This is a genomic window from Acinetobacter venetianus RAG-1 = CIP 110063, from assembly GCF_000368585.1.
GTDB classification, from domain to species: domain Bacteria; phylum Pseudomonadota; class Gammaproteobacteria; order Pseudomonadales; family Moraxellaceae; genus Acinetobacter; species Acinetobacter venetianus.
In genome coordinates this window covers 248,481-259,957 of record NZ_KB849558.1, presented here as the reverse complement: position 1 = coordinate 259,957, position 11,477 = coordinate 248,481, and the positions used below count along the sequence as shown (strand labels likewise).

Genomic DNA, 11,477 nt, shown 5'->3' with positions numbered 1-11,477 from the left:
ATATCTTTAGCCTCCAAAATTATTCATAAATTCGAGCAGCCATAAGCATTTCTGCAAAGGTTTTCCAATCAGGTTGAGCTAAACGGTCAACCTGATCTGTATTTTTATAATATCCGTCCATATCTTCAGTCCATGAAGCTAAAGCATCAAGAAAATCAGCCAGATTGATATTCTCCCAACCATTGGGATCATCTATAAGATTCTGACGTAATTTTTGAATAAAAATCGCGAGTTCAATATGACTCGATATCGCATCAATTGCCTTATCTAAATGATAGCTATCATGATCTTTATTCATAAGGACTGGCCTATTTCAAATATTGCAAAGCATCTTCAAACACAACATCTGCATTCTGTGTTGCATCTAAACGCTTGATCCGTTCAGGCTCTGCTTGCCATAAAGTCTCATAACCTGCACGAACTTTAGCAAAGAAACTTAATTTCTCTTGCTCAAAACGATCCAAGGCACCACGCTCTCGCGCACGGGTCATGCCCAACTCAATCGGTGCATCCAACCAAAAAGTAATATTCGGCATTTTCGCCACAAAAGTTTGATTTAACAGTTGCAACTTTTCCTGACTTAAACCGCGTCCAGAACATTGATACGCAAAACTGGCATCGGTAAAACGATCACTTAACACAATCTTACCCGCCACTAATGCAGGTAAAATCACTTGTTCTAAATGCTGTGCTCGTGCCGCATAAATCAATAACAGTTCAGTATCATGACTCATTTGCTCTTCATGATTCACTGCTAATAAAAGTGAGCGAATCTGCTCAGCGAGTGGTGTGCCACCTGGTTCACGAGTCAACACCACTTCTTTACCTTGCTGTTCAAAGTACTGATGAATTTTACGAATCAGTGTTGTTTTTCCTACACCTTCCGTACCTTCAAAACTAATAAACATCATTCACCTTGCTTTTTCTTTGAACGTAGAACAGTTAAATATTCTTGAACTGCACGATTATGGTCTTCTAAAGACGCTGTAAATTTATGACCACCATTGCCAGTGGCGACAAAATAGATATTTTTGGCATCATCAGGATGCATAGCAGCTTCAATGGCTTTTTTACTTGGCAATGCTATTGGTGTTGGCGGTAAACCGTTAATAGTATAGGTGTTATAAGATGTAGGCGTGCGCAAGTCATTACGTGTGATATTTCCTTTATAATTATCGCCCATGCCATAAATCACTGTTGGATCAGTTTGCAAGCGCATACCTATTTTTAAGCGACGTACAAACACACCTGAAACTTGCTGAAGCTCACTATCCAAACTGGTTTCTTTCTCAATAATAGAAGCCATGATCAATGCTTCATATTTATCTTTATAAGGCAGATTAGAAGCCTTATTTGCCCAAGCTTCATCTAATGATTTCATTTGGCGATGATATAAATCGGTTAAGATTTTTTTATCTGTTTCACCTTTAGCGAAGAAATAAGTATCTGGCGCAAATAGACCTTCTGGATGTGAATAAGGAATATCGAGTGCTTTTAACAATTGATCTTGGGGTAAATCCAAAATTGTTTTGGTTACATTCGAATCTTTTTTAAGATTTTGAACAAGCTGCTTAAATGTTGTCCCTTCTATCACCAAAATACGATTCATCTGTGCATTTTCTGCATCAGAAAACATCGATAAAACTTGGCGAATACTCATTCCCTGTGTGACTTCATACACACCAGCTTTCATACTGTCATGGATTAAAAACTTTTGATAAAGCTTTAACACAATAGGTAAGCTAACTTTACCCTCTTTAGCTAGACGATCAATAAATCGAGAGTAAGTATCCCCAGATGAGATCACTAAAAGTTGCTTTTTGCCATCAACAGGGTAATTTTTAAAAAGATTTGCCCATAAAATACCAAATATAACCAAACCTAAAAGGAAAATAGCAATCCAAAAGGCTTTGAAAGTAGATTTCGGTTTAGCTTTTGGCTTTTTCTTGCTTTTGCTCGTGTTTGGTGACTTTGGCATATTAATCAATCTGGTTAAGTTTTAAAGTATGAAATAAATCAAGATACGGCTGTCGAGCTAAAACTCGATGATCAAATCGAATTACGGCTTTCATAGGATGTAAAGCATTACAGAAAAATAAACTCTGAATCTGCCCAAGCTCTTGCATTTCGACACAACGCTGTTCACATTTCACCTGATATTGTTGCATCAGAGAAAGTATTTTTGCTCGCATAACACCGCGGACGCCATTATAACGAAGTTCTGGTGTAATCCATTGATCATTTATACGAATGAAACAATTACTGCTCACCCCTTCAACAATATTTCCCTGAACATCACTCACCAAAGCCTCTAACCAGCCTTGTTGATCAGCCTCTTGCTTTAATAACACTTGTTCTAAGCGATTTAATGTTTTCAGTCCAACAAGATGAGGCATATTTAAACCTAAAGCATGTGTCAGTAAACCACTTTCAATCCATTCTGGTCGAAAAGCTTGCATGACTCTTGGGTAATACCACACATAAATATCCGCTGCATGTAAAGGCAGACTATAACCACGATCACCTTCACCACGGCTAATAACTACCTTTAACGTGCCATTTAGTTGAGAATTCTGTTTTTGCAGTTGTTCAAGTGAGGATTCAATCAAAGATAAATCTGCATCTAAACTTAAACTTTTGCAGGCCAAAGCTAAGCGTGCAAAATGCAGCTCTTTTAACTCAAAATTGTTTTGAAAAAGTCGAGCCGTTGTAAAACAACCATCACCATAATGAAAAGCGCGATCAAGCAAAGGAATAGACTCAATCAGTTGTCCATTTTTATAGCATTGCATGATCCAAACACCTTTCAAAATTTTGCATATAGTCGCACTAAATAGCAGAACAACCTATTGATTTTAAAAAATTATAACAACTTAAAATTTATAAATAAAAATTTCTTTTTTATCAATAATTCAGCATAGCTTATCTCATTTATATATTTCTCTATTTTTCATATCAAATTCGATTTTAATTATTTTTTTTGCAAAAAAACTGGCGTTATGCTGCATTCATATTCCAAACAAACATTGAATTTTTAGGGGTTTTCATGCGTTTATCTCAAATCAAAGTTGGTATTATTGCCACACTATTATCAGTTTCCTCGTTTGCTGCTCAAGAATTCTTGAACGTTTCTTATGATCCTACGCGTGAGCTATATACGGATTTTAATAAACAATTTGGTGCATTTTGGAAACAACGAACTGGACAAGAGATTGATTTCAAGCAATCACATGGTGGTTCAGGAAAACAAGCACGAGCTGTCATAGATGGTCTAAATGCAGATGTTGTGACCTTAGCGCTTGCCGCTGATATTAATGAAATCGCAGAAAAGGCAAAATTATTACCAAGCGATTGGCAAAAGAAATTACCAAATAATTCGACACCTTATACCTCAACAATTGTGTTCCTCGTTCGCAAAGACAATCCTAAACAAATCAAGGATTGGAGTGATCTCATTAAACCGGGTGTAGAAATTATTACACCAAATCCAAAAACCTCAGGCGGTGCTCGTTGGAACTATTTGGCAGCTTGGGCATGGGCGAAACACCAGAAAGGTGGCAACGATGCAAAAGCGCAAGAATTTGTTCGCCAAATTTATAAACAAACCAAAGTGCTTGATTCTGGCGCTCGCGGTGCAACTACTACATTCGCTGAACGTGGTATTGGCGACGTCTTATTGGCTTGGGAAAATGAAGCTTATCTCGCAGTACGAGAGCAACCGGGTAAATTCGAGATCATTACGCCATCTCTTTCCATCCTTGCAGAACCACCAGTTGCCATTGTAGAAAAAAATGCAGCAAAGAAAGGCAATTCTCAAATCGCTCGTGGCTACTTAAATTATCTTTACTCTCCAGCTGGGCAAGAAATCGCTGCTCGTAATTTCTACCGCCCGCGTAATGCCGCAATTTTAAAAAAATACAGTACAACCTTTAAGCCACTTAAATTGGTGACAATTGATCAAGAGTTTGGCGGCTGGAATAAAGTACAAAAAACTCACTTTGATAATGGTGGTGTATTTGACCAGATCGTAAAACTCAACAGTACAGGTAAATAAAATCCCTCTCTTGCATGGCTACAAACGCAATTTGTCGTTTAGCGTGTAGTTCCCAAGAGAGATTTTCAGGGATTCTAAGGAGAATAGACATGATTCATACTGTAATTGTTCCCGGTGTTGGCGGTAGTGAAGCACAACATTGGCAGTCTTGGTTACAACATAAGCTCGTGTCTAGTTCTCGCGTTGAACAAACTCATTGGGATCGCCCTGTGTTAAGTGAATGGGTTACTCAATTTATTAAAACTATTGTTGCAGCTCCAGCACCTATTCAAATTGTTGCGCATAGTTTTGGTTGTTTAACTAGTGTTGCCGCACTCTCTGAACACCCAGAACTCAGAGCAAAAGTGAAAAATCTAATTTTGGTTGCGCCTGCAAATCCTGCACGTTTTGGTGAATCAGGTTTCGCTCGTCATAGTTTGACTGATTACAAGCGATATTTTCATCAACTTAAAATTGACGTACCTACCACATTATTGATTAGTGAAAATGATCCGTGGTTAGGTTATGCCGATGCTCTACAACTTGCTCAGGCTTGGAAACTAACCCCAATCAATTTAGGTGCTGTTGGTCATATCAATGTCGCATCTGGATTTGGCCCTTTCCCTGAGATCCTGAACTACTTGCTGCCTGAAAAAAAGATGCTGCCAATCCCTCGAATGAGTCAGGCAAATTTTAATTTGAAATTTGCCTGACTTTACTCTCGTGTTTTTAGTATTCGTATTATTTATTTGCTTGTTTTAGCAAACATTTCTCTTTGAGGAAATATCATGTCGCAGCGTTCCCGAGTGCTGCCTGGGTTTGGTCTATCATTAGGCTTTACCCTCGCTTACGTGTCTTTGATTGTGCTTATTCCTTTATCTGCTGTCTTTATCAAATCTTTTGGAATTGGGTGGGATGGCTTATGGGAAATTTTAACTTCAGAACGAATTTTAAAGTCCTTACAGCTTAGCTTTAGTGCTGCATTAATCGCTGCACTAGTTAACGTTATTTTTGGCTTGTTACTGGCTTGGTGTTTAGTACGTTATAGCTTTCCAGGTAAACGGATTGTTGATGCATTAGTTGATTTGCCCTTTGCTCTACCAACTGCCGTTGCAGGTATTGCACTCACCTCTTTATATGCACCAACAGGCTGGATTGGACAATATCTTTCTCCGCTTGGGATTGAAGTGGCTTATACACCAATTGGTATTACCCTTGCTCTAATTTTTATTGGTCTACCCTTTGTGGTTCGTACTGTTCAACCAGTACTCAGTGATATTGAAACTGAACTGGAAGAAGCCGCTTCTGCCCTAGGTGCAAATCGTTGGCAGACGATTACCAAAATCATTTTACCAATACTATTCCCTGCATTGCTCACTGGGTTCGCTTTAGCTTTTGCCCGCGGTGTCGGTGAATACGGTTCCGTGATTTTTATTGCAGGCAATCAACCCTATAAAACTGAAATTGCCCCCCTGATGATCATCTCTCGCTTAGAGGAGTATGATTACGCAGGTGCAACGACCATTGCCGTAGTCATGCTCATTCTGTCATTTGCCATTCTATTTTTAATTAACTTAGTACAAGCATGGGCGAGCCGTCGCACTGGGAGAGTTGCACAATGAGTCTAAATACCAACAGCAATGCTTTAGTTCTCAAACTTCAAAGTCGAGATGCAACTCGCGAACCGACATGGGTTCGTCTTAGCCTAATCAGCGTTGCCTTAATCTTTTTCCTCAGTTGTTTGATCTTGCCGCTGATTTTGGTTTTTGTTGAAGCATTTAAACAAGGTTTAGCGGTTTATATCAATGCGTTAACCGATTCAGATACTTTATCAGCTGTAAAACTTACCCTAATTACGGCTGCAATTGCCGTCCCTATTAATGTCGTGTTTGGTGTTGCAGCAGCATGGGCCGTTGCAAAATTTCAGTTCCGCGGTAAAGCCATCTTAACCACCATCATTGATATGCCTTTCTCGGTATCACCTGTGATTGCTGGATTAATGTTAGTTCTGATCTTTGGCACACAAGGTTGGATGGGTGGCTGGTTAATGGATCATGACATCAAAATTTTGTATGCCATCCCAGCGATTGTATTAGCCACTATTTTCATTACCGTTCCATTTGTAGCCCGTGAATTAATCCCTTTGATGGAAGCTCAAGGCACAGAGGAGGAAGAGGCAGCGATAGTACTGGGTGCTTCAGGTTGGCAAACCTTTTGGAAAGTAACCTTACCTAATATCAAATGGGGTTTGATCTACGGTGTGATTCTGTGTAATGCCCGTGCAATGGGTGAATTTGGTGCGGTCTCAGTTGTTTCAGGGCATATTCGTGGTCAAACCAATACCTTACCTTTACATGTAGAAATTCTTTATAACGAATACACTTTTAGTGCTGCATTTGCTGTGTCTTCACTATTGGCATTTCTAGCAATCATTACATTAATTTTAAAAACTTGGCTTGAAGCTCGCCAAGACCAAGCAAATGAACATCAATCCAATCAAAATCAACCTAGCCACTAAGGAATAAGCACATGAGTATTCAAGTTAAAAATATTGAAAAACACTTTGGTGCATTCCATGCGCTGAAAAATATCTCTTTAGACTTTCCTGAAGGTGAATTGGTAGCCTTACTTGGTCCTTCAGGTTGCGGTAAAACAACATTATTACGCATCATTGCAGGTTTAGAATCTGCCGACGGTGGACAGGTTTTACTTGAAGGCGAAGATGCCACAGACATTCACGTCCGTGAACGACAAGTAGGTTTTGTATTCCAGCATTATGCTTTATTCCGCCACATGACTGTTTTTGACAATATTGCCTTTGGTTTACGCGTTCGCCCACGTGCAACACGCCCATCAGAAGCTGAAATTAAAAAACGTGTGACTCGCTTACTTGATCTCGTTCAACTTGGCTTTTTAGCAGACCGTTATCCAGCCCAACTTTCAGGTGGTCAACGCCAACGCATCGCTTTAGCACGTGCACTCGCCGTTGAACCGCGTGTTTTATTACTAGATGAGCCATTTGGCGCACTGGATGCAAAAGTTCGTAAAGAATTACGCCGTTGGTTACGTACTTTACATGATGAGCTACATATCACCTCGATCTTTGTAACGCACGATCAAGAAGAAGCTTTAGAAGTTGCAGATCAAATCATTGTCATGAATAAAGGTGATGTCGAACAAATTGGCTCACCACGAGAAGTTTATGAAAAACCAGCAACGCCATTTGTTTTTGATTTCTTAGGTCAAGCAAATCGCTTTGAAGGTGAACACTCCAACGGTATTATCCATATCGATGAAAATCGCATTCAGCTTCCAAATACTGTTGAAGCACCACAAGGAAAAGTAATTGCATTTGCAAGGCCAAATGAATTACATATTCATACCCAACCTCACAACAACACCATTGAGGCTACTTTCCTACGTGAAGTATGGATAGCTGGGAAAGTTATTGCTGAATTACAAGATCGTAGTGGACGTACGATTGAAATTTTATTAAGTGTAGAAGAGGCAAATGTACACCAATTCAAACCAAATCAAACTGTTTGGATAAGTGCAACTCAACTTCATTTATTTGCAGATCAAACGACGCAAGTTGCTTAGAATAATACCTTGAGGGTGGTTAAATTGTTCTTGCGGAACTTTAGCCGTTCCTCACCTTTTATGTGGAAAATGATTATGAACTTTCAACAACTCAGAATTATTCGAGAAACTGTTCGTCAAAACTTTAATTTAACTGAAGCTTCAGCGGCACTTTATACCTCCCAATCAGGTGTCAGTAAACACATTAAAGATTTAGAAGATGAATTAGGCGTGCAACTTTTTGTGCGTAAGGGCAAACGTTTACTTGGACTAACTGAGCCAGGTCAATCTCTCTTGAGTATCGTTGAACGTATGTTGGTTGATGCTGATAACATCAAACGTCTTGCCGATGATTTTAATAAAGTCGATGAAGGCACACTTACAATTGCAACGACACATACCCAAGCACGTTATGTTTTACCTCCTATTGTGAACCAATTTAAAAAACTATTTCCCAAAGTGCATTTGGTTCTACAACAAGCTAGCCCCGTTGAAATTGCTGAAATGTTGTTACAGGGTGAAGCAGATATTGGTATTGCAACGGAGTCATTAACTACTGAGGAAAATTTGGCGAGCGTACCTTACTATGAATGGCACCACAGTATCATCACCCCGAAAGATCATCCTTTAGCAAAACTAGATAAAATTAGTCTCGACATTTTAGCTGAATACCCACTCATTACTTATCATGGTGGCTTCACAGGTCGTTCAAAAATCGACAAAGCATTTGAAGATGCACATCTGCACGCTGACATCGTCATGTCTGCTTTAGATGCCGATGTTATTAAAACCTATGTTGAGCTAAATATGGGTGTCGGTATTGTCAATGATGTTGCTTATGATGCTGAACGAGATTATCGTTTGCAACAGATCAAAACAGGTATTTTTGGTACAAACACAACGTGGATCGCAGTTCGTAAAGGACATTTACTTCGTGGTTACGGCTATGAGTTCATTTCACTATGTTCGCCAAAAACAGACATTAAAGCACTTAAAAAAGTAGCTTATCCTGAAGAGTAAATAACAAAACAAAAGGTACATAAAAAAGCCTTTTGTTTTCTTTAGATCATAAAAAAACGAGCTTAAAGCTCGTTTTTTTATATCCAGTTGTTTAGAACTTGAAGTTCACACCAACTTTAGCCACTGGCATCCACTCATATTTGCTCTTGTTAGCAATTTTATCTGCTTCACGATCAGCCGCTGATTGACCTGACTCAACACCACCAACTTTTACCAGACCTTCTGATTTCAGATCAACAGTTGGGTTACCAGTATAGTAAGCACCTACTTCACCAAACACACCAATGTTTTTATAAACAGGAGTGTTAAGACCGAAACCTAGGTATGGAGCAAGCTGGTTGTCATAGTTTAAATGACCTTTTACAGAACCACTGCCGCCAGGTGCATAGTAGTTAGAACCATCGATTTTAATCGTATCGTTCGAGTTAGATACTGATTTTTTCAAATCATAGCTATTATCTAAATAACCAACACCCGCTGCTACATATAATGCACGAGCAAACGCATTTTCATTCGCACCCCATGGATAAATTTCTGCATTTAAATATGCGTTTTTATTATCCATATCCATATCATACTTAGTGCCATCAATTTTCAAGCTATCAGACCAAGAGATATCTCCGCCGTTATAACCTAAGCTTAGTGCCACATAAGGATTGACACGATATGAGATTGCACCACCATAACCTGTCGTACCTACTTCAGCACGTACAGAAACTGGATCTAAATATGAAGGGAAAGCATAAACTGATTCCTTCACAACTTGTTCATCTGCTGCAAATGCAGTACCTGCAATCGCTGTTAATGCACCTGCTGCTAACATAACACGCAAAGCTTTCATTGGAGTCTCCTCAAAAAATGCTCTTATTTAAAAATGTATAATTGTTGCTTGTGGAATTAGCATAAAAGAATGGTCGCTAACTTTTTATACAGAAAATGATTACTTTTTGTTATTTTTTGATACAAATTCAGAATAATTGTGAATTGTAAAATAATGAATAAAAAACAATAAAATCCGTTTTTATTACAATTTTGTTGCATAAATTTAAAACAGTTTATTGTAACTACTTTTTTCAAAGCTAATTGATCTAATTTAGTGTAAAATCTTCAAAATTTTTTTGGAAGAAGGAAGATCATGTCTCAGCTTTCTACAATCATTGAGCAAGCATTTGAAGACCGCGCCAACTATAGCGCAGCGGACTGCCCTACTGAAATTCGTCAAGCTGTTGAAGAAGCTTTGACTGGCTTAGACAACGGTACACTTCGTGTAGCTGAGAAAATCGATGGTGAATGGGTTGTTCACCAATGGTTAAAAAAAGCAGTTTTATTATCATTCAAACTTAATGACAATAAACCAATCGAGTCTTGTGATCTTCGTTTCTATGACAAAGTTGATACAAAACACGCAGGTTGGACTGAAGAACAATTTAAAGCAGCTGGTGTGCGTGTTGTACCGCCTGCTGTTGCTCGTCGTGGAAGTTTCCAAGCGAAAAATGTTGTATTAATGCCATCATATGTCAACATCGGTGCGTATGTTGATGAAGGAACAATGGTTGATACATGGGCAACTGTAGGTTCATGTGCACAAATTGGTAAAAATGTTCACTTGTCTGGTGGCGTTGGTATTGGTGGTGTTTTAGAACCATTACAAGCAAACCCAACAATTATTGAAGACAACTGCTTCATCGGCGCACGTTCTGAAATCGTTGAGGGTGTAATCGTTGAAGAAGGCTCTGTGATTTCAATGGGCGTTTTCATCGGTCAATCAACTAAGATCTTTGATCGTGAAACAGGTGAAATTCACTACGGTCGTGTACCTGCTGGTTCTGTTGTTGTTGCAGGTAACCTTCCTTCTAAATGTGGCACATACAGCTTATATGCTGCAATCATCGTGAAAAAAGTTGATGCTAAAACTCGTGCTAAAACGAGCTTGAACGACTTATTACGTGCAGACTAATCTGTCATTTATTTAAGGAACTTAACCGTTCCTTGGAGCTTCAGTCGCTCCTCGTCTCTACGATCAGACATGGTCGTAGAGATTTTGTTTTTATATAGCATGCTGCTTTTGTTATAACTGTTTGTGGTAACTCTTTATGGCTTCCTTACGTTCTTCTGCAATTCCTGTCTCTGATCCTGCGGCTGGGCTGCGTATTACTGAGATTTTTTATTCTTTGCAAGGCGAAGCGAATACCTTTGGTTTACCTACCGTATTTATCCGCTTAACAGGTTGCCCACTACGCTGCAGTTATTGTGATACGACTTACTCCTTTGAAGGTGGTGAGCGTTTTTCACTTGAACATATCATCGAAACAGCAAGCCAATATAAAACACCTTATATCTGTGTCACAGGTGGAGAACCTCTGGCACAACCGAATTGCTTGATTTTGTTGCAACGTCTTTGCGATCTAGGTTTTCAAGTTTCTCTCGAAACCAGTGGTGCTTTAGATGTATCAAAAGTTGATTCACGCGTTTCTAAAGTGCTTGATTTGAAAACACCAACTTCAAAAGAAGATCATCGTAATTTATTGAGTAATATTGATCACCTCACGCGGCACGATCAAATCAAATTCGTCATTTGTAATCGAGAAGACTATGAATGGTCTAAACTGCAACTTGAACAATTTCAATTACAGGAAAAAGTGAGTACAGTGTGGTTCTCACCAGCCTTTGCTGTTGAAAAAGGTGCCGTTGCCTTACCTGCTTTAGCACGTGATTTGGCACAATGGATTTTAGAAGACCATCTCCCCGTTCGGTTCCAACTACAGTTACATAAACTGTTGTGGAACGATGAATCTGGTCGTTAGAAAACTTTAAAAGTTCGTTCTCAAAATAGATCAGCTTTTTT

13 protein-coding genes are annotated in these 11,477 nt (G+C 39.0%); 8 read left to right on the top strand and 5 right to left on the bottom strand.

Features of this window, described 5'->3' with window-relative positions; translation table 11 throughout:
• Positions 1 to 19 precede the first annotated feature (19 nt).
• From F959_RS06695 to pabC, 4 genes are read right to left on the bottom strand one after another with little or no spacing between them, the layout of a single operon-like run.
• Complete coding sequence (locus tag F959_RS06695; protein ID WP_004878522.1) at positions 20 to 298, bottom strand: DUF7660 family protein; 279 nt, start codon at positions 296 to 298, stop codon at positions 20 to 22.
• A gap of 10 nt (positions 299 to 308) precedes the next feature.
• Positions 309 to 908, bottom strand: a complete 600-nt coding sequence (gene tmk, locus F959_RS06690) for a dTMP kinase (RefSeq protein ID WP_004878521.1) — start codon at positions 906 to 908, stop codon at positions 309 to 311.
• Complete coding sequence (mltG, locus tag F959_RS06685; RefSeq protein WP_004878520.1) at positions 908 to 1,978, bottom strand: endolytic transglycosylase MltG; 1,071 nt, start codon at positions 1,976 to 1,978, stop codon at positions 908 to 910. The genes tmk and mltG overlap by 1 nt, the downstream gene beginning before the upstream one ends.
• Before the next feature lies 1 nt (position 1,979).
• Positions 1,980 to 2,792, bottom strand: coding sequence for an aminodeoxychorismate lyase (gene pabC / locus F959_RS06680; protein ID WP_004878519.1), 813 nt, complete (start codon positions 2,790 to 2,792; stop codon positions 1,980 to 1,982).
• A gap of 254 nt (positions 2,793 to 3,046) precedes the next feature.
• Here pabC and F959_RS06675 point away from each other — a divergent pair, with 254 nt between their 5' ends.
• The 6 genes from F959_RS06675 (at position 3,047) to F959_RS06650 (ending at position 8,632) form a co-directional block, all read left to right on the top strand.
• The gene (locus F959_RS06675; protein ID WP_004878518.1) at positions 3,047 to 4,054 is read left to right on the top strand and encodes a sulfate ABC transporter substrate-binding protein; all 1,008 of its coding nucleotides are present in this window, start codon (positions 3,047 to 3,049) and stop codon (positions 4,052 to 4,054) included.
• Positions 4,055 to 4,143: 89 nt separating this feature from the next.
• Positions 4,144 to 4,746, top strand: a complete 603-nt coding sequence (locus F959_RS06670; protein WP_004878517.1) for an RBBP9/YdeN family alpha/beta hydrolase — start codon at positions 4,144 to 4,146, stop codon at positions 4,744 to 4,746.
• 75 nt (positions 4,747 to 4,821) lie between these two features.
• Entirely contained in the window at positions 4,822 to 5,655 is an 834-nt protein-coding gene (gene cysT, locus F959_RS06665) for a sulfate ABC transporter permease subunit CysT (RefSeq protein WP_004878516.1), read from the top strand.
• On the top strand, positions 5,652 to 6,551 hold the full coding sequence (cysW, locus tag F959_RS06660) for a sulfate ABC transporter permease subunit CysW (RefSeq protein WP_004878515.1): 900 nt from the start codon (positions 5,652 to 5,654) through the stop codon (positions 6,549 to 6,551). Before cysT ends, cysW begins: the two co-directional genes overlap by 4 nt.
• 11 nt (positions 6,552 to 6,562) lie before the next feature.
• The gene (locus F959_RS06655; RefSeq protein WP_004878514.1) at positions 6,563 to 7,633 is read left to right on the top strand and encodes a sulfate/molybdate ABC transporter ATP-binding protein; all 1,071 of its coding nucleotides are present in this window, start codon (positions 6,563 to 6,565) and stop codon (positions 7,631 to 7,633) included.
• 75 nt (positions 7,634 to 7,708) lie between these two features.
• Positions 7,709 to 8,632, top strand: a complete 924-nt coding sequence (locus tag F959_RS06650; protein ID WP_004878513.1) for a CysB family HTH-type transcriptional regulator — start codon at positions 7,709 to 7,711, stop codon at positions 8,630 to 8,632.
• Positions 8,633 to 8,723: 91 nt separating this feature from the next.
• Here F959_RS06650 and carO read toward each other — a convergent pair whose 3' ends face one another.
• Positions 8,724 to 9,473 (bottom strand): ornithine uptake porin CarO, encoded by a 750-nt coding sequence (carO, locus tag F959_RS06645; protein WP_004878512.1) that lies wholly within the window; start codon positions 9,471 to 9,473, stop codon positions 8,724 to 8,726.
• Positions 9,474 to 9,767: 294 nt separating this feature from the next.
• Here carO and dapD point away from each other — a divergent pair, with 294 nt between their 5' ends.
• Complete coding sequence (gene dapD, locus F959_RS06640; protein WP_004878511.1) at positions 9,768 to 10,589, top strand: 2,3,4,5-tetrahydropyridine-2,6-dicarboxylate N-succinyltransferase; 822 nt, start codon at positions 9,768 to 9,770, stop codon at positions 10,587 to 10,589.
• Positions 10,590 to 10,725: 136 nt separating this feature from the next.
• Positions 10,726 to 11,436, top strand: a complete 711-nt coding sequence (queE, locus tag F959_RS06635) for a 7-carboxy-7-deazaguanine synthase QueE (RefSeq protein ID WP_004878510.1) — start codon at positions 10,726 to 10,728, stop codon at positions 11,434 to 11,436.
• Positions 11,437 to 11,477 lie beyond the last annotated feature (41 nt).